Genomic DNA, 17,786 nt, shown 5'->3' on the forward strand with positions numbered 1-17,786 from the left:
TCTCCTCTACCAATAAACGTTGGAGAGGAGTCTATTCCCATAGGTTCGAACAAAAAGCGCAAAGGTTGGGCGTTGATGATCGGTTAAATCGATCGATCCCGCGCGGCCCAGTATTGGCGGGCTTGCTCTAACGCGTCTTCCCGAGCCAGACCCAGGCCGCGCAAGGCCAGGGCCATGGTGGCGATCAGCGCCAGTTGCGGGTAGCTGTCTTCAACATCGCCTCGCCAGATGGCTTTGAGGTGCTCAGGGTCGAGGCTTTGCGGTTTGACGTGGCGCTGTTCGGCCAGTCGCGGCCATTCCTCATCCCAGCTCACACCGTCGCGGGTGCCATACAGGTGGCTGTCGGCGTCCGGGTTGATCTCGATCTCGCCACCGTCGCCCTTGATCACGATGGTGGTGTCTCCCAGCAAACCGCTGGCATCGCGGTGGACCGCCTGGTAGCCCGGATGGAAAATGCTTTGCAGTCCGCAACGGGCGCCCAGAGGGTTGAGGATCCGCGCCAGGGAATGGATCGGCGAACGCAAGCCCAGGGTGTTGCGCAGGTCGATCATCCGTTGCATCTGCGGTGCCCAGTCCACCAATGGCATGAAGGCCAGGCCACCGTCGTCCAGCGCTGCGCCAACCTGCTGCCAGTCGCGGCACAGAGGGATGTTCAGGAAGCCAAGCAGTTGCTCGGTGTAGAGCCGGCCCGCCGTATGCGCGCCGCCGCCATGCATGAAAATCCGCACACCGTTCTGCCCGAGGCATTTGGCCGCCAGCAGGTACCACGGTAAATGACGCTTCTTGCCGGCGTAGGTCGGCCAGTCCAGATCCACCGGCAACGCCGGGGTCTGCAGGCGCTCACGCAAGGCTTGGGTGAAACCGGCCATTTCTTCGGCGCTTTCTTCCTTGTGCCGCAATAGCATCAGGAAGGCGCCGAGCTGGGTGTCCTCAACCTGCTCGTCCAGCACCATGCCCATGGCTTGCCGCGCTTCTTCGCGGGTCAGGTCACGGGCGCCGCGCTTGCCTTTGCCGAGGATGCGCACGAATTGGGCGAACGGATGTTCGGCCGGGGTTTCAAGGGTCAGCGATGGGAAGTCGGTCATAAGCAGTTCGTCGGTTTGGGCAGGCCCGCCAGCTTGGCGGCGAGTTTGGCGGGGGTGCCTTTGAACAATCGGTTCAGGTGCAGGCTGTTGCCCTTGTCGGTGCCCAGTTTCAGCGCCGTGTACTTGATCAGCGGCCGGGTCGCGGGGGAGAGCTGGAATTCGTCGTAGAAGCCGCGCAGCAGTTCGAGGACTTCCCAGTGTTCGGGGCTCAACTGGATGTCTTCGGCGGCCGCCAGGGCTGTGGCGACTTCGGCCGACCAGTCATTGAGATCGGCCAGGTAGCCGTCCTTGTCCAGCGCAATGGCGCGTTGGCCCACGTTCAGCACGTTCATAACCAGGTGTTGACCTTGTCATGGTGGAGCGACAGCGCGACGAACGCCGGGTAGTCGATGGCCTCGGCCCATTGCGGAATGTCCAGGGCCCGGGCTTGTGCGTCTTCGCCAAGCACGAAAAGCTTCAGGCCTCTGCGCTGCAGTTCTGCAAACGGCACCGTGGCGGCTCGCAAGGCGTATGTCGCGTCGCCGCACAGCAGCAGTGCGTCCTGCTCGCCCAGTACCCGCAGGCAGCTGGCGAAGCGGCTATCGCCGAAGGGGGAATGAGACAACACATGCAAAGTCGACATCAGAGGGTGATCACCTGGTCATAACGATCAATGAGCGCGGCGATCTGCGGCGCGCTGAGTATTTTCAGCTCGTCCAGCGCCAGGGCAGTGGTTGCGACGCCACGTTCGGCGGCACTGTCGGCACAGACGTACAGGTCCTCGACACCAAACATGGGCAACGCCTGCAAATTCGCGCTCAGGTCCTTTTGCTGGAGCGCCTTGGCGTTCTGGCCGTTGGCGAGTTGAAAGACGCCGTCGTCGAGGAACAGCAGGCCGATGGGCAGGTCGAACGCGCCGCCGGCCAGCACGATGTCCAGCGCTTCCCGGGCCCCGGGCCCCGACCAGGGAGCCTGGCGGCTGATGAGTAACAAGGATTTGGCCATTACGCGCCTCCAAAACAGATCAAGCGGTCGGCGTCCTGGATCGCATCATGCAACTGGCCCAGGCCGGACAAGGCCCAGGGCGCACTGACGCTGACCGCCGAACGCTGGTAGCGCTGGGCCTCTTCATCGTTCAGCACGCCACGGCGCAACGCCGCTGCGATGCAAACCACGCCGTCGAGCTGGTTGTCGCTGACAAAGGCGCGCCACTGTCGGGGCAGATCTTGTTCATCCTGGGGCGTTACGAGGCTGTCGGCAGCGTTATAGACGCCATCCTGATAGAAGAACAGCCGCACGATTTCATGCCCACCGGCCAGCGCGGCCTGGGCAAACAACAGGGCGCGGCGCGAGGAGGGCGCATGGGCGGCGGAAAACAACGCGATGGCAAACTTCATGACAGACCCGATCAGCAAAACTGTGGCCATGATAAAGCTTTATGGACGGGGGGGCGATTGCCAGGAAAGGGGCGACTGCCACAGGAAGTGCTCAGCCTTGGTTTTTGAGACCATTCAACTCGCAATACTCCGCCCACTCCATCCCCGCCATCTGCGCCACCTCCTTGTGGACTTCCATGCGCTGGTTTTCATAGTCCTGGGGCGAGGTGGCGGTCAGTTGCAGGGTCAGTTCCCAAGCGAACAGGCCCTGGTGCTCAGCCTCGGCTTCGAATGCTTCATGCAAGCGCTCGGCGCGATATTGCGCGGCGGTCTCGCCCTTGGCCTGGGCCAACAGCGGGTTGAGGTTGTCCAGCTCGATGCGCAGGTCGGGGCGTGCATCGAGAAATTTTTCCAGCGCTCGTTCGTGTTGCTGTTCGGTTGCCGCCATGGTCACTCCTTGGGTGCCGGGGGTTGTTTCTTGCTGGCCTTGGCCGCAGCGGCCAGGCATTCGAGGGCGAACTGTTCGGTGTAGGTCATCTGTATCGGCGTGGTTTCGCCCTTGACGGTGCGTTCGCCGTCGAGGATGTAGCGAATCCGCTTGTCGGTGACACCGATTCGCTTGGCGATCCAGGCCGGGGTCTGGCCGATCTGGCTGATCAGTTTGTCAGCGTATTCGGTGCTGGGTTTGTAGAACTCGGCATTGGGTGTCATGGGCTGTTCCGCGCGGGCAAGTGGCAATGGCGCGACAGGTTGCGCGAATCATCGCCCGGTGTCGCGTATAAATTTCAGTAAAGCAGCATGAAGGCCCAGGCCGCAGTGCTACAGTCGGTTTTTTTCTCTATGAGTGAACGCAATGCGAATGCTGATGGTGGCCGTGGCCGCAACGTTGCTGGTTGGCTGCGCGGGTTCGGCGATGAACCAGGCCCGTACTCAAGCACCCTATAAGACATTGACTTCGGACAAACCGCAGCAGGTGGTGGCCGAGTGTGTGCAGTTTTCCTGGCAGGACGAAGCTGTGTTTGGCGTCGATGCCGGTGCCTATCTGCAACCCGGCAAGACGGGTGGCATGACCGTGTACACCCGCTCGGCCGAGTCGTTTGTGGATCTGCAAACCAGCGCTTCCGGCACGGCGCTGAACTACTTCGCCCGGCATGACGACTTTGTTGCCAAGCGTCGGTTGGCGGCGTTGGCGACTTGTCTGTAGACCACTTGCACTGCTATCGCGAGCAGGCTCGCTCCCACAGGTTTTTGTGTCGTTTGCAGATCCTGTGAACACTCGCAACCCATATGGGAGCGAGCCTGCTCGCGATGAGGCCGGCACAGCCCACATCACCGCAGTTGACCCACCGCTATCGCGAGTAAGTCCACAAGAGCCTGTATTTCACTCGGTCTGGCTCAGGCGCTTCTGGAAGAAGAAGTGCTGGTGGCCCGGCGGGTAATCGTCGATCTGGCCGATTTCCGTGAAGCCCAGTTGCCTGTAGAACGCGGGCGCCTGGAAGTCGAAGGTGTCCAGCCACATGCCCACGCAGTTTTTCTCTCGGGCAAAGTCTTCGGCCATCTGCATCAACGTCGAACCAGTGCCCTGGCCACGGGCCTGTTCCGGCACCACCAGCAACTCGATATAAAACCATTGAAAGAACACTCGACCGTAGAGCCCGCCCACGGTTTCGCCGCTGTGTTCGTCGCGCACCAGCCAGGCGACCAACTCAGGCACCGTCCCGCCGGTCTTGGCCGTGTTGTAGGCGCGCAGCGGGACGAGGATCGCCTCGCGGTCTTCTGCGGTGGGGGTGTCCGTACGTTCGATTCGTAGCGTCATCGGCAATGTCCTTGTGCGGTGGGGGATGAGCCGCACGAGCCTATCCCAAACCTGGCTTTTGCGTCACCCAAGCGACGGCGAACAGGCGTACTACGCAAACCGGGCCATACTGCCTAGTGTTTTGACGCGATCCGCGACAGGGAATGATCGCCAGGTTGTTAATCTGTTGTCGGGATCCAACACGTTTTGAAGAGGAACGTCATGAACACCGCATTGCTGATCATCGATGTCCAGAGCGCGCTGTGCAGCGGCCAAGAGGAGTGTTTCGACAGCCCACGCATGATCCGGACAATCAACGAGCTCAGCGCCAGGGCCAGGGCCGTCGGCTTGCCGGTGATCCTGATCCAGCACGAAGAGCTGGAGGGGGCGCTGACTTATGGTTCCAGCGCCTGGCAACTGGCCGACGGCCTGTTGACCGCACCGGATGACCTGCGAGTACGCAAGACCACGCCGGACGCCTTCTACCAGACCGATCTGCTGTCGCTGCTGCAAGCGCGGATGATTGATCGCGTGGTGATCTGCGGGTTGCAAACCGACTATTGCGTCAACGCCACCGTACGTCAGGCCCATGCCCTGGGTTACGACGTGGTGCTGGCCGCGGACGCCCATTCCACCGTGGACAACGGCAGCATGGCGGCCGAGCAGATCATTGCCAACCACAACAACCGGCTGGGACGCCTGAGCAGCGCGGTGTCGCGGATCGATGTGCTGCCGGCGGGGGAAATCCGTCTCTGACCGCGACACCCAAACCTGTGGCGAGGGAAACCGGACGATGGCATCGGATGCGTTGATCAGCGCCGCAGCACGAGCACTGGCGGCGGGGGATCCGGTGGCCGCGCTCAATCGCGTTTCCCTGCGTGACGATGCGCCGGCCTTGGCGCTTCGCGGCATTGCCATGGCGCAGTTGGGCGAGCTGGAGCGGGCCAGGGTGCTGATGCGGCGGGCGGCTCGGGCCTTCGGGCCCCGGGAGGCCGTGGCACAGGCGCGGTGCGTGGTGGCCGAAGGGGAGATCGCCCTGGCGTCCCGTGATCTGGCTTGGCCGGTGAAGCGCCTGGAGGCTGCGCGGGCGGTGCTTGAACGCCAGGGCGACCGGACGAACGTCGCCCACGCACGCTCAATCGAAATCCGCCGCTTACTGCTGCTAGGCCATCTCGACGAGGCCGAGGCGAGGCTGGTTGACCTTGACCCGGGCTGTCTTCCACCGCCGTCCAGAGCCGCTTGCGAACTGGTGGTGGCGGGCATCGCCATGCGGCGGTTACGAACGAAAACCGTACGGGCGGCACTTGAACGTGCCACCCAGGCTGCGCGACAAGCCGGCATTGGCGCGCTGACTGCCGAAGTCGAAAGCGCCTGGGGCGTCCTGCAGGCTCCGGCGGCGCGTCTGATTGCAGGGGGCGAGGAGCGCTTGCTGACCCTTGAGGAGGTTGAAGCACTCCTGTCCAGCGACGCGTTGGTGGTGGACGCATGTCGCAATGGCGTGAACAGGGCGAGCCTGCGGATCTCTCTTGCCAGGCGCCCGGTGTTGTTCACCCTCGCCAGGCAATTGGCTCAAGCCTGGCCTGCCGATGTGTCCAGGGAAACCCTCGTTGCCCAGGCCTTTGGCTTGAAACTGACGGATGATTCCCATCGCGCCCGACTGCGTGTTGAAGTCGGACGCTTGCGCGTGGCGCTGCGCCCGCTGGCCGAGGTGACGGCGACCCCGCGTGGGTTTGCCCTGGTGCCGCGCAGGGAGGGCGAAGTGGTGGTGCTAGCGCGTCCTGTAGAAGAGCCCCACGCCGCAGTGCTGGCGTTGCTGGCCGATGGCCAATCCTGGTCCAGTTCCGCCCTGGCGCTGGCCCTGGATGCCAGCCAGCGCACCGTGCAACGGGCCCTCGATACGCTGGCCGCGTCCGGCAAGGTGCAGTCGGTCGGGCGTGGGCGGGCCTGTCGCTGGCTGGCGCCACCGCTGCCCGGATTCACGACGGTATTGTTACTCACCGCGCTGCTGCCCGATGGTTAGGATGCAGTCACACCCCAACGAGGAGGCTTGCAAGATGAAACGTTCAGATGCGCAGATCCTGCGTGAATACGGCCCTTTTCCCGGCGTCGATTGCGTGCATGGTGTCAGTCATGACGGCGAGCTCGTCTGGTTCGCTTCCGGCGACAAGCTGCATGCCCTCGATCCGGCCAGCGGCCAGACGTTGCGTTCGCTGGACGTTCCGGCAAACGCCGGAACGGCTTTTGACGGTGAACACCTGTTCCAGATCGCCGGAGACACCATTCGCAAGATCGACCCGCGCAACGGCCAGGTACTGGCGACCATTGCGGCGCCCAATAGTGGTGATGATTCAGGACTGGCCTGGGCCGAAGGATCACTCTGGGTCGGCCAGTACAAGGCGCGCAAAATCCTCCAGATCGATCCCTCCACTGGCAAGATCCTGCGCACCCTCGAATCCAACCGCTTCGTCACGGGCGTGACCTGGGTCGACGGCGAACTCTGGCACGGCACCTGGGAAAACGATGAAAGCGATCTGCGGCGCATTGACCCGCAAACCGCAGAAGTGCTGGAAAGCGTGACCATGCCGCCGGGGATTGGCGTGTCGGGTCTTGAGTCAGACGGCGGCGAGCGGTTCTTTTGCGGCGGTGGCAATAGCGCGAAGGTGAGGGCGGTGCGTCGGCCGGCCTGAAGCGTGTGTGGGAGCAGCTTTTGCTCCCACACAGCGACGATGGATGCTTCAGTTCAGTTGCGTCCGGCGGCCTCGGCAACCGGCGCCTTGATGCGCTCGACCTTGCGATAAGTCAGCAACACGATGCCGGTGACCACAATCGCGCCGCCAATCACCTGGCCCGGGTTGAGCATCTGGTCCAGCACCAGCCAGCCGATCAGCAGGGTCGCCAGCGGTTCGATGTTCATCACCGGGGCGTTGCGTGGCATGTCCAGGCGGGGCACGGAAATGAATAGCACGATAAACCCGGTGCCATAGAGCACCACCAGGGTCGCCAGGGCAAACCAGCCGGTGCTGCTGGCCGGCAGGTCGAAGCCACCGGGAAGGGCGCCGGTCAGGCCGGCGAGGTTGACGCTGCTGAACACGATGAAAATGGTCAGCAGGCTGCGGACCGAACCGCGCACCTGGGACAGTTTGTGATCGGTGATCCATAGCGCGCAGGCGAACACGCAGGCGGCACAGAAGGCCAGGCCCACGCCGAGCAACCACTGCGGGCCGACGCTTTCTTGCGACGACAGCCGGGCCGGTACTTCCAGCACGAACACCAGGCCAACCAGAATCATGCCCATCAACGCGGCAGTGCGCGCGGTCGGACGTGGCCCGCCGAGTGCCCAGGTCAGCAACGCCAAGAGGATCGGAAAGACATTGCCCACCAACAGCGCCAGGGCGACCGGCACCCGAGCCACGGCGGAATACAGGCACAGACTCTGGGCGGCAATCAACAGCCCCAGAGCCAATTGCCAGCGCCAGACCCCCTGCGGCAGGCGCAGGTTCTGGCGTTGCCAGAGCACCATTGCGGCCAGCACCAGCAAGGTGCCGCCCGAGCGCAGCAGGATCGCCAGCAAGACCCCGGCACCGTCATCAAATGCTGCCCTGGCAGCGACATGGTTGCCGGCGAAGGCACATCCCATGCACAGCAGAACCAGCACGGCGAGGTGCCGAGGGAGCGGAGTGGGGGTGTCAGGTACAGCCGTGGAGCGGGTCATGGCAGGGGGTCTCAAAGGGAGGCCGCCGAAGCAAGACGCTTCGGAACGGCTAATATAGTTATAGGTTGTCGTACAACATCAAAAGGGATTTGTACCGTATAGCGTTGCAAGAGACAAGTGCCCTATTTTGGCGCAAGGCTGTTCATTCAAGCGCCTACGCGGTGTGGCGCCAGCTGCGCGCGCGCCACGATGAATCACAAAGCCCCCTCGGTTTGCTGTACAACAATGGAACCGAGGCCGGCAGCCCATGCGTTGTTGCGTCACTGACCCTCGATAATCCCTTTGTGCGGAGCAACCCATGCGCCTGGCTGATTTCATCCTCGACAATATCGAGCCGATTCTTCAGGCGTGGGAAGACTTCGCCAAAACCATCACACCCGCCTCCCATGGCATGGATTCGGTGGCTCTGCGCGATCACGCCGAGCAGATGCTGCGCACCATTGCCGCTGACCTGCGCACTTCGCAAACCGTCAAGGAGCAGATCGCCAAATCCCAAGGCGATGCGCCGGCGGCAGAGGCTGAAACTGCAGCCGAAACCCATGCGGTCATTCGCCAGTCCTCGGGGTTTACGGTGGAGCAGATGGTTTCGGAATACCGGGCGCTGCGCACCAGCGTGCTGATGCTCTGGATGCCGCAGACCCAACTGGACCACGAGCAAGTGGTGTCCGACGTGATCCGCTTCAACGAGGCCGTAGACCAGGCCCTGGCGGAGTCCGTGGTCAGCTATTCGGGCGCCGTCGATGCGGGCCGCAATATCTTCCTCGGGATTCTGGGGCATGACTTGCGCAGCCCCCTGGGCGCGATCCTGCTGAGTTCCGAAGTGCTGCTGCGGGCAGGCGACTTGCCCGCCAAAGCCACCAAGATCTCTTCGCGCATCTACACCAGCGTCAAACGGGCCAACAAGATTGTCGGCGATCTGCTGGACTTTACCCGTACCCAACTGGGGGCGGGCATTCCGGTGCAGCGCTTCAACGGTGACCTGGTAGCGGCCTGCGAGGGCATGGTGGAAGAGGCGCGGGCCTATCATCCGGAAAGCAGAATCATCTTTGAAACGACGGGCGCCCTTGAAGGCCTGTTTGACCAGGCGCGTATGGAGCAAGTGTTCGCCAACCTGATTGGCAATGCCGTCCAGCATGGCAGCGAGGGTGCGCCGATTACTGTTTCGTTGAGTACCGAAGAGGATACGGCGGTGATTGCCATCAACAACCAGGGCAAGCTTATCGAGAAGGACGCCATTGCCAGCATCTTCAACCCGATGGTCCGGCAATTGCGCAGCGGTGACATGCAGTATGGCTCTGCGGCTGGGCTCGGGCTGGGCCTGCACATCGCGTCCGCCATCGTATCCGCCCATAAGGGCACTATCGAGGTTCATTCCAAGGCCAGATCGGGCACCACCTTCACCGTACGGATCCCGCTCCACGGCAACTGAATTTTTTCTTGCGCAGGGCAGAGCGCATACTTGTACGATGTCCTATCACGGAGTAAAACTGTCGTCGCCGTCCAATAATAATTAACGGAGACGCACGATGGATGCTTCGCAACCTGCAACGACTGCCCATCAGGGCCGCCGGGTATTCCTGAAAAAATCCTTGGTGGTTTCGGCCGCCGCCGCAACCCTGGGCAACCTGCCCGGGCTGACTCAGGCAGAACCCTTGAGCCAGCGCTACCCTGACCCACTGATCAAGATCCTCGACCCCAGCTTCATGGACCTGCGGCTGTTCAACGCCAGTGTTGAAAAGCTCGCCAGTGGCCTGCGCTGGGCGGAAGGGCCGGTGTGGGTGGGCGACGGTCGTTATTTGCTGGTCAGTGACATTCCCAACAACCGCATCATGCGCTGGGATGAAGTCACCGACAGCCTGTCGGTTTACCGCGAGAACTCCAACTTTTCCAACGGCCTGTGCCGCGATCGCCAAGGGCGCTTGCTGGTCTGCGAAGGCTCCACCACGTCGACTGAAGGCCGGCGCGTCACCCGCACCGAGCACAACGGCACCATCACCGTGCTGGCGGACAGTTTCGAGGGCAAGCCTTTCAACTCGCCCAACGACATCGTGTGCAAGCGCGACGGTTCTGTCTGGTTCACCGATCCACCGTTCCAGACCGGCAACAACTACGAAGGGCATAAAGTCGCCCCTGCCCAGCCCCACGCGGTGTATCGCATCGACGGTGAAACCGGCAAGGTCACGCGAGTGATCGACGACATGGCAGGGCCCAACGGCCTGTGCTTTTCGCCAGACGAGAAGATCCTCTACGTGGTCGAAGGCCGGGCCAAGCCAAACCGCCTGGTGTGGGCGATCACGGTCAAGGACGATGGCACCCTGGGCGAACGGCGCAAGCACATCGAAGGCTTGGATTACGCGGCCATCGATGGGCTCAAATGCGACGAGAGTGGCAACCTCTGGTGCGGGTGGGGCGGTAATGGCGATCCCAAGGCCGACCTGGAAAAGCTCGACGGTGTGCGAGTGTTCAACCCCGAGGGCAAGGCTATCGGCCACATCTCCCTGCCGGAGCGTTGCCCTAACGTCTGCTTCGGCGGACGGGAGGGTAATCGCCTGTTCATGGCCGGCAGCCACTCGTTGTATGCACTGTTTGTGAATACCCGTGGGGCGACGTTTGCCTGAGTGACTGACCTTCAGACCCTGGGTTTGATTGTGGTGAGGGGGGCAGTTGTGGGAGCAAGGCTTGCTCCCACAAAAAAACCTCGCCACAGAGTTCTGTTTGGACCAGGGGAGATCGTTATCCGCAACTCCACAATTCCACCGTTGGCTGACTTGCCTTGGGCGGTCCGAGCCAATGGCTCATCGGCTGGCAAGCCCCGTCGACGCACAACTGGTAATCACCCGCTTCGGGTGTTCGCCCCAGTTTCAGCGGTTGCAGGGGCGGCAACTGGCGCTGATAGTGCCAGCTGCCGTTTTTCAACCGGGCACCGTCCGGAACTTCCATGCCGGCGCCGTTGCCCTTGACCCTGGCTTCGCCCAGAACCAGGCCTTGTTCAGTCACGCGGTAATCTTCCTCCCAGCGGATTTTCTCGATGGTGTGATTCCACGCCAGGGTGAAATCCGTGACAGGAAGTTGGGCCCAGACCGCACCGGCCAGGCCCAGGCACAAACCGATCACGCCAAGGCCCGTCCGGTGCGCCGCGAGCGCCATACGTGTTGAAAGATCAGCAGAGCCCCCACCACGAAGCCGATCTCATCGGTCAGCGGCAGCGCCACGACCAGCAAAGCCCCGGCGGCAAAGCACATCAGGCGTTCCCAGATCGGCATTTTCTGTTGCAGGTAGCCGGTGGACGCCATGCCCCACAGCCCGACCGCCAGCATCGTCTTGATCAGCATGTAAGCAGTCATCCATAGGCTGTCGCCCTGGAGCATCAGCGCCGGGTTATAGACCGCCATGAATGGAATGACGAAACCGGCAAGGGCGATGCGCACCGCCCAGAAGCTGATTTTCAGCCCCGTTTCCCTGGCAATGGGCGCAGCGGCGAAGCAGGCCAGCGCGACCGGCGGCGTCAGGTCGGCGAGGATGCCGAAATAGAACACGAACATGTGCGACACGATCAGTGGCACGCCCAGTTCCAGCAGGGCGGGCGCGGCGATCGAACTGGTGATGATGTAATTGGGAATGGTCGGAATGCCCATGCCCAGTACCAGGCAGGTGAGCATGGTCAGGATCAGCGACAGCAGCAGGTTGTCCTTGCCGATGGCCAGGATGTAGCCGGCGAAGGTTGACGCCACACCGGTCAACGACACCACGCCGATGATGATCCCTACCAGGGCGCAGGCAATCCCCACCGGCACCGCATGTCGTGCGCCGTCCACCAGTGCGTGCAGGCAAACCGTCAGGGTTTCCCGTGCGCCTTTGATGAACCAGCAGATCGCCACCAACACTGCGATCACCGCAAATATGACGCCAATGCCTAACTGGAAAAAGCCCACGCACAAGATGCCCAGGGCGATCCAGAAAGCGCAGCGCATTGCAAAGCTCGACACCCGCAAAATGATCGCCGAGCCGAGAATCACGATGGCAGTGAGTGCCAGTCCGACCATGCCGGAAAAGAGCGGCGTGCGACCGGAGAACAGCAGGTAGATCAGCACGGCGAGTGGGATCAGCAGGTACCAGTTCTCTTTGACGGCGCCCAGCGCGCTGGGGCATTGGTCTTTGGGCAAGCCCTTGAGGTTGGAGCGCTTGGCTTCCAGGTGAACCATCCAGAACACCGAGCCGAAGTACAGGCACGCGGGAATCAACGCCGCTTTGGCGATTTCAACAAATGGCACGTTGATGGTCTCGGCCATGATGAACGCCACGGCGCCCATGATCGGCGGCATCAACTGACTGCCCATGCTCGAGGTGGCTTCCACGCCGCCGGCAAACGCGGCCTTGTAGCCGAAGCGTTTCATCAGCGGGATGGTGAATTGCCCGGTGGTCACCACGTTGGCGATGCCCGAACCGGTAATGGTGCCCATCAAGGCAGAGGAGGCAACCGCCACTTTGGCCGGGCCGCCGAGCTTGTGGCCGAACAGGCCCATGGCGAAATCGGTGAACAGCTTGATCATTCCGGCCTTTTCAAGAAAGGAACCGAACAGAATGAACAGGAAAATGTAGGTGGCCGATACGTAGGTGGGCGTGCCATACAGGCCTTCGGTGCCGAAGGATAACTGATTGACGATCTGATCGAAGCCGTAGCCGCGATGGGACAGGTCGCCTGGCAAGTATTCACCGAACAGCCCATAGGTCAGGAACAGCCCGCAAATCAGCGGCAGGGCAATCCCCATCACCCGTCGGGCCGCTTCGAACACCAGCACGATCAAAACGATACCGATGATGAGGTCCGCGGACGTCAGGTCACCGGAACGCTGGATCAGGTCGGCTTCGAACACCCACTGATACACCGCCGTGGCCACGCCGGCCAGGGACAACAGCCATGCCAGAGGTTGCCAGGGGCGGCTTGCGCCATAGGCGGGGTAACTGAGGAACACCACCCACAACAGGAAACCCACGTGCACGGCACGCAGCACCTGGCTGGAAATGGGGGAGAAGGCGGCGGTGATGATCTGGAATACAGAAAACAGCAGGGCCACGTAGAACAGCGTCTTGGGCCAGTCTCGTGGGTCGGAGGGAAGACCGTGCTGAATTTCACTCATTAACTGAAAGCCTCTTGTCTACATCGAAGGTGCGAACCAGGAGGGTGCAACGGCGATCATCGCCGCTGCACCGGGTCGGTCTACAGCGCGCCGACTTCCTTGTAGTAGCGCTCGGCACCGGGATGCAGCGGGATAGGCAGGTTCTTCGCGGCATTTTCCAGCTTGATGTCCTTGGCCGCCGAATGGGCGTTGCCCAGGCGGGTGAGGTTATCGAACATCAGCTTGGTCATCTGATAGGCCACCTCGTCCGAGACGTCCGCGCGGGTAACCAGGATGTTGGTGATGGCCACGGTCGGCACGGCTTCGGCCTGGCCGTCGTAGGTATTGGCCGGGATATTTGCGCTCTGGTAGGCCGGGTTGCCGATCTTCGCCACCACGTCTGCCGGGATCGACACGTAGTTGAGCGCCATGGTCGAGGCCAGGTCACGAATGGCCGCCATCCCAAGCCCGGAGGACTGGAGCGTGGCATCCAGTTGACGGTTCTTGATCAGGTCTACCGATTCGGCGAACGGCAGGTACTGGACCTTCATGTCGCTGTAGCTCAACCCTGCGGCCTTGAGGATGGCCCGCGCGTTGAGCTCGGTACCGGATTTGGCCGCCCCCACGGAGATGGATTTACCCTTGAGGTCGGCCAGGGTCTTGATCCCCGATTCCTGGCTGGCAACGATCTGGATGTAGTTGGGGTAGGCGCCGGCGATGGCCCGCAGTTTGGTCAGAGGGGCTTTGAAACCGGCATCTTCCACGCCGTTCTTGGCGTCCGCCACCGAGTCGCCCAGCGCCAGCGCCAGCTCACCGCGACCGGCCTGCAGCAGGTTGAGGTTTTCCACCGAGGCCTTGGTGGCCTGTACCGACGTCTTGGAGCCTTCGATCCCGTTGCTGTAAATCTGCGACAGGCCGACCCCGATCGGGTAATAAACCCCGCTGGTGCCCCCCGTCAGGATGTTGATGTACACCGGTGCTGCCTGGGCTGTGGTCGTGACCACCAGTGCTGCCGCGGCGGCCAGAAGGGTGAAGCGCTTGTTGACTCGCATGGGAAACTCTCCGTCTTGTTATGGCTTTATGCAGAGTAGTGCCACTGTAGTCGAAACGGACCGGCAGGTGGCGAGTCAATAGCGCATCAAAAGGTGACGGGCGTCGTTTTTTTCAAGCATCTTTGTTAAACGCCGGGCCTGGCGCAGCGCTGCTGCCGCGCACGGTCAACTCGAACGGCAGCACGACATGCCGTTCGGCAAGCGGTGTTTTCTCGATCAGGGCGATCAGCATTTGCACCGCCCGCTGGCCGAAGGTTTCGGCAGGTTGTGAGAGAGTGGTCAGCGGCGGATCACAGTAGGCGGCGAAAGGAATGTCATCAAAACCCACCAGTGAAATGTCCTCGGGCACCCGCAACCCCATTTGCTTGATGCGCTTGAGCGCGCCAATGGCCATCTCGTCGTTTTCACAAAACAGCGCGCTGGGGCGCTCGGCCAGCTCCAGCATCGCGCCGGCCCCGTCGTAACCGGCCTTCAACGTGAAGTCGCCGTGACAGATCAGGCCAGGGTCTGCGGCGATACCGGCTTGGTGCAGTGCATCCTGATAACCGGCTACGCGGTCCAGGGTCAGGGGACTGCTTCGGGGCCCTTTGATGATGCCGATGCGCCGGTGGCCGAGCCCGATCAGGTGTTCGGTCATGGCCTGGGCGGCGGCCCGGTTGTCGAGGCTGATGGTCGGGTAGGGGGCGCCTTTGACCACTTCGCAGGCGTTGACCAGCGGCAAGGATTCGGCGCCCGCGGGAAGCGATTCGAAAGGGTTGCTCGCGCGCAACTGGATCACCCCGTCGGCTTGGTGCGCGTAGACGAGGGCGGCAAATTCGCGCTCGATCTCTTCCTGACCCTGGGTGTCGCACAACAGCAGTCGATAACCGGCCGCCTGCGCAGCCTGCTGGGCCCCGCTGATGACCCGGGCGAAAAAGGTGTTGGCGATGGTCGGGACCAGAATCACCAGGTTGCCGGTTCTCCGGGAGCGAAACTGCACGGCCATCAGGTTGGGCCGATAACCGGCCTGTTCCACCGCCGCGTTAACCTTGTCGCGAGTCTGGGGCAGCACCCGTTCGGGAGATTTCAGCGTTCTGGAAACCGTGGCCACCGAAACTCCGGCCAGCCGGGCTACTTCACGGATATTGGACAAAATCACCTCGATTCGGCGCCAGGAATGCCGGCACGGTTGGGGAGCTTACCGCAGGTTGCGCGTCGCACAAATGCTCATGCATGTGCCAACGGGTTTGACATGCCGCAAAACTGAGCCTAGATTTCCGCCATGATGTAACCGGTTACATTGTCATCAGTCCCAGCATAAGAGAGTCGCGATGAATCCTGTAGCAGCCAAAATAAGAATGGGCTTTGTCGGCGGTGGAGAGGGCGCTTTCATTGGCCAGGCCCACCGTCAGGCCGCGGGTCTGGACGGTGGTTTTGAACTGGTGTGCGGTGCGTTCAGCCGTGATGCGCACAACAATCAGCAGACCGGCGCGGCCCTGGGGCTGGCCGCGTCCCGTTGCTACAGCGATTGGCAAGGCATGCTCGACAGCGAAGCGGCGCTGCCGGCCCACTTGCGCATGGAACTGCTGGTCATCGTCACTCCCAATCATCTGCACGCCCCCATCGCCAACCAGGCGCTGCAGGCGGGTTTTCATGTGTTCAGTGAAAAGCCCGCCGCGATGAACCTGCGTGAGTTGCTGGCCCTCAAGCAAGTGCTTCAAAGCAGCGGCCGGCTCTACGGCCTGGCTCACACCTACCTGGGTTATCCGATGGTCTGGCAGGCTCGGGAGATGGTGCGCACCGGCGTGATCGGTGCGGTGCGCAAAGTGCTGGTCGAATACCCCCAGGGCTGGCTCAGTCAGGACGTCGCCGGGCAAGGCAACAAACAGGCCGGTTGGCGCGACGATCCTCAACAGTCAGGGTTGGGTGGCTGCATTGGCGACATCGGCACCCATGCGTTTTCCCTGGCGGAGTTCGTCGCCGACCAACCCATCGAACAGATATGCGCGGCGTTGGGCACCCACATCCCGGGTCGGCAACTGGACGACGACGCGGCGATGCTGTTGCGCATGGCCGGTGGTGCCAGCGGCGTGCTGATTGCCAGTCAGGTCTGCGCAGGTGAAGAGAACCCGCTGAAAATCCGTCTGTATGGCGATAAGGGTGGATTGGAATGGCGCCAGGAAGAACCGGCCAGCCTGATCCATCGTCCCCTCGACCAACCCCTGCGAGTCTTGCGGTCCGGTGTGGGCCAGCCCTGGCTGTGTGAGGCCGCCCGCCAACGGATGCGGCTGCCGGCCGGGCATCCTGAAGGTTATCTGGAAGCCATGGCCAACCTCTATGGCGATTTTGCCCGTGCCATACGGGCCGCCGCGCCAGGGCCAGACGCCCCCGGCGTACCCGGCATCGAAACCGGTCTGCGGGGCATGGCCTTTATCGAAGCGGCCATCGCCAACCATCGCGGCGATACCAAGTGGACCGCACTGGCCTGCACACAATGAATCAGGAGAGCCCCGCCGTGAATCCCATTGCCCAAACACCGACAGGCCTGCGTGGCCCAGGTATTTTCCTGGCGCAGTTCATGTCCGCCGACGCGCCGTTCGACACCCTGGCGAACATCGCTCAATGGGCGGCCGCACAAGGTTACAAGGCCATCCAGCTGCCGACGTCGGGCACGCAATACATCGACCTGGCCCGCGCCGCCGAGAGCCAGGACTACTGCGACGAACTCAAGGCCATTTGTGCCCAGGCCGGTGTCCAGATCAGTGAGTTGTCGACGCACCTGCAAGGCCAGTTGGTGGCGGTGCATCCGGCGTTCGACGCACTGTTCGACGACTTCGCCCCGGCCCATCTGCGCGGTCAGCCCCAGGCGCGGACCGAATGGGCGATAGAGCAATTGAAGCTCGCCGCCCGCGCCAGCCAGCGACTGGGCCTCACCGCCCATGCGACGTTTTCCGGTGCGCTGTTGTGGCCGTACCTGTACCCGTGGCCGCAACGCCCGTCTGGCCTGGTGGAGCAGGGATTTGCCGAACTGGCCCGACGCTGGTTGCCCATTCTGGACTGCTTCGACGCAGCCGGCGTGGACCTGTGCTACGAGATCCATCCGGGTGAGGACCTGCACGATGGCGCCTCGTTCGAGCGCTTTTTGCAGGCCGTCGATCATCACCCTCGGGCAGCGATTCTCTACGACCCCAGCCATCTGCTCCTGCAGCAGATGGACTACCTGGGCTTCATCGATCGCTATCACGAGCGCATCCGCATGTTCCACGTCAAGGACGCCGAGTTCCGGCCCGACGCCCGTTCCGGTGTGTACGGCGGCTATCAGGGTTGGGTCGATCGTCCTGGACGGTTCCGTTCGCTGGGCGATGGCCAGATCGATTTCAAATCGATCTTCAGCAAACTGACTCAATACGATTTCAGCGGCTGGGCGGTGTTGGAATGGGAGTGTTGCCTGAAGGACTCACAACAGGGTGCTGCAGAAGGCGCGGCGTTCATTGAGCGACACATGATCAGCAAGACCCGAAAGGCGTTTGACGATTTTGCCGGGGTAACGGCCGATGAAGATTCCAACCGGCGGTTGTTGGGCCTGTTGAGGTAACCGGCCCAACCCAAAACCCTATGGCGAGAAAACTCATTGTGGGAGCAAGGCTGGCCCGCGATGAACGACAACGCGGTTCAACGGTTAGACCGCGGC

At 62.3% G+C, this 17,786-nt stretch carries 21 protein-coding genes; 8 read left to right on the forward strand and 13 right to left on the reverse strand.

The window, feature by feature from the left end; translation table 11 throughout:
• Positions 1 to 83: 83 nt before the first annotated feature.
• The 7 genes from AC3I65_RS09540 to AC3I65_RS09570 form a co-directional block, all read right to left on the reverse strand.
• A complete protein-coding gene (locus tag AC3I65_RS09540; protein ID WP_047227711.1) occupies positions 84 to 1,085 on the reverse strand; it encodes a glycosyl transferase family protein in 1,002 nt (333 codons plus the stop codon).
• A complete protein-coding gene (locus AC3I65_RS09545) occupies positions 1,082 to 1,417 on the reverse strand; it encodes a TusE/DsrC/DsvC family sulfur relay protein (protein ID WP_047227710.1) in 336 nt (111 codons plus the stop codon). The genes AC3I65_RS09540 and AC3I65_RS09545 overlap by 4 nt, the downstream gene beginning before the upstream one ends.
• The gene (tusB, locus tag AC3I65_RS09550) at positions 1,414 to 1,707 is read right to left on the reverse strand and encodes a sulfurtransferase complex subunit TusB (RefSeq protein WP_107322303.1); all 294 of its coding nucleotides are present in this window, start codon (positions 1,705 to 1,707) and stop codon (positions 1,414 to 1,416) included. Before tusB ends, AC3I65_RS09545 begins: the two co-directional genes overlap by 4 nt.
• Entirely contained in the window at positions 1,707 to 2,069 is a 363-nt protein-coding gene (gene tusC / locus AC3I65_RS09555; RefSeq protein ID WP_047227708.1) for a sulfurtransferase complex subunit TusC, read from the reverse strand. The genes tusB and tusC overlap by 1 nt, the downstream gene beginning before the upstream one ends.
• Entirely contained in the window at positions 2,069 to 2,461 is a 393-nt protein-coding gene (gene tusD, locus AC3I65_RS09560; RefSeq protein WP_047227753.1) for a sulfurtransferase complex subunit TusD, read from the reverse strand. Before tusD ends, tusC begins: the two co-directional genes overlap by 1 nt.
• A gap of 91 nt (positions 2,462 to 2,552) precedes the next feature.
• Complete coding sequence (locus tag AC3I65_RS09565; RefSeq protein WP_488523660.1) at positions 2,553 to 2,888, reverse strand: DUF6388 family protein; 336 nt, start codon at positions 2,886 to 2,888, stop codon at positions 2,553 to 2,555.
• 2 nt (positions 2,889 to 2,890) lie between these two features.
• Positions 2,891 to 3,151 (reverse strand): hypothetical protein, encoded by a 261-nt coding sequence (locus AC3I65_RS09570; protein ID WP_047227706.1) that lies wholly within the window; start codon positions 3,149 to 3,151, stop codon positions 2,891 to 2,893.
• Positions 3,152 to 3,293: 142 nt separating this feature from the next.
• Between AC3I65_RS09570 and AC3I65_RS09575 the strand changes: the two genes are divergently transcribed.
• Positions 3,294 to 3,644 carry a hypothetical protein gene (locus AC3I65_RS09575; protein ID WP_488523661.1) on the forward strand — a complete coding sequence of 117 codons (351 nt, stop codon included), beginning with the start codon at positions 3,294 to 3,296 and terminating at the stop codon, positions 3,642 to 3,644.
• A gap of 177 nt (positions 3,645 to 3,821) precedes the next feature.
• Here AC3I65_RS09575 and AC3I65_RS09580 read toward each other — a convergent pair whose 3' ends face one another.
• The gene (locus AC3I65_RS09580; RefSeq protein ID WP_488523662.1) at positions 3,822 to 4,256 is read right to left on the reverse strand and encodes a GNAT family N-acetyltransferase; all 435 of its coding nucleotides are present in this window, start codon (positions 4,254 to 4,256) and stop codon (positions 3,822 to 3,824) included.
• A gap of 201 nt (positions 4,257 to 4,457) precedes the next feature.
• Between AC3I65_RS09580 and AC3I65_RS09585 the strand changes: the two genes are divergently transcribed.
• From AC3I65_RS09585 to AC3I65_RS09595, 3 genes are read left to right on the forward strand one after another with little or no spacing between them, the layout of a single operon-like run.
• Positions 4,458 to 4,991 carry a cysteine hydrolase family protein gene (locus tag AC3I65_RS09585; RefSeq protein WP_047227703.1) on the forward strand — a complete coding sequence of 178 codons (534 nt, stop codon included), beginning with the start codon at positions 4,458 to 4,460 and terminating at the stop codon, positions 4,989 to 4,991.
• A gap of 37 nt (positions 4,992 to 5,028) precedes the next feature.
• On the forward strand, positions 5,029 to 6,255 hold the full coding sequence (locus tag AC3I65_RS09590) for a helix-turn-helix domain-containing protein (RefSeq protein ID WP_488523663.1): 1,227 nt from the start codon (positions 5,029 to 5,031) through the stop codon (positions 6,253 to 6,255).
• Positions 6,256 to 6,289: 34 nt separating this feature from the next.
• Entirely contained in the window at positions 6,290 to 6,922 is a 633-nt protein-coding gene (locus AC3I65_RS09595; protein ID WP_107322306.1) for a Vgb family protein, read from the forward strand.
• 53 nt (positions 6,923 to 6,975) lie between these two features.
• Here the strand turns inward: AC3I65_RS09595 and AC3I65_RS09600 are convergent, their stop codons facing one another.
• Positions 6,976 to 7,947, reverse strand: coding sequence for an EamA family transporter (locus AC3I65_RS09600; protein WP_454864885.1), 972 nt, complete (start codon positions 7,945 to 7,947; stop codon positions 6,976 to 6,978).
• Positions 7,948 to 8,245: 298 nt separating this feature from the next.
• Between AC3I65_RS09600 and AC3I65_RS09605 the strand changes: the two genes are divergently transcribed.
• Both AC3I65_RS09605 and AC3I65_RS09610 read left to right on the forward strand, forming a co-directional pair.
• Positions 8,246 to 9,376, forward strand: a complete 1,131-nt coding sequence (locus AC3I65_RS09605; protein ID WP_188251548.1) for a sensor histidine kinase — start codon at positions 8,246 to 8,248, stop codon at positions 9,374 to 9,376.
• Between the two features lie 97 nt (positions 9,377 to 9,473).
• The gene (locus AC3I65_RS09610) at positions 9,474 to 10,565 is read left to right on the forward strand and encodes an SMP-30/gluconolactonase/LRE family protein (RefSeq protein ID WP_047227698.1); all 1,092 of its coding nucleotides are present in this window, start codon (positions 9,474 to 9,476) and stop codon (positions 10,563 to 10,565) included.
• 115 nt (positions 10,566 to 10,680) lie between these two features.
• Here AC3I65_RS09610 and AC3I65_RS09615 read toward each other — a convergent pair whose 3' ends face one another.
• The 4 genes from AC3I65_RS09615 to AC3I65_RS09630 all read right to left on the reverse strand — a co-directional run bounded on the left by AC3I65_RS09615 (position 10,681) and on the right by AC3I65_RS09630 (position 15,248).
• Positions 10,681 to 11,061 carry a DUF1850 domain-containing protein gene (locus tag AC3I65_RS09615; protein ID WP_107322309.1) on the reverse strand — a complete coding sequence of 127 codons (381 nt, stop codon included), beginning with the start codon at positions 11,059 to 11,061 and terminating at the stop codon, positions 10,681 to 10,683.
• Positions 11,058 to 13,085 (reverse strand): TRAP transporter permease, encoded by a 2,028-nt coding sequence (locus tag AC3I65_RS09620; protein ID WP_139050638.1) that lies wholly within the window; start codon positions 13,083 to 13,085, stop codon positions 11,058 to 11,060. Before AC3I65_RS09620 ends, AC3I65_RS09615 begins: the two co-directional genes overlap by 4 nt.
• Positions 13,086 to 13,165: 80 nt before the next feature.
• Positions 13,166 to 14,116: a TAXI family TRAP transporter solute-binding subunit gene (locus AC3I65_RS09625; protein WP_047227696.1), complete on the reverse strand. Its 951-nt coding sequence runs from the start codon at positions 14,114 to 14,116 to the stop codon at positions 13,166 to 13,168.
• A 112-nt stretch (positions 14,117 to 14,228) separates the two neighbouring features.
• Complete coding sequence (locus tag AC3I65_RS09630; RefSeq protein ID WP_139050637.1) at positions 14,229 to 15,248, reverse strand: LacI family DNA-binding transcriptional regulator; 1,020 nt, start codon at positions 15,246 to 15,248, stop codon at positions 14,229 to 14,231.
• A gap of 178 nt (positions 15,249 to 15,426) precedes the next feature.
• Between AC3I65_RS09630 and AC3I65_RS09635 the strand changes: the two genes are divergently transcribed.
• Both AC3I65_RS09635 and AC3I65_RS09640 read left to right on the forward strand, forming a co-directional pair.
• A complete protein-coding gene (locus AC3I65_RS09635) occupies positions 15,427 to 16,593 on the forward strand; it encodes a Gfo/Idh/MocA family protein (protein WP_488523664.1) in 1,167 nt (388 codons plus the stop codon).
• Positions 16,590 to 17,690, forward strand: coding sequence for a sugar phosphate isomerase/epimerase family protein (locus tag AC3I65_RS09640; protein WP_139050635.1), 1,101 nt, complete (start codon positions 16,590 to 16,592; stop codon positions 17,688 to 17,690). Before AC3I65_RS09635 ends, AC3I65_RS09640 begins: the two co-directional genes overlap by 4 nt.
• Positions 17,691 to 17,786: the final 96 nt, after the last annotated feature.

This window comes from Pseudomonas sp. N-1-13, assembly GCF_057787095.1.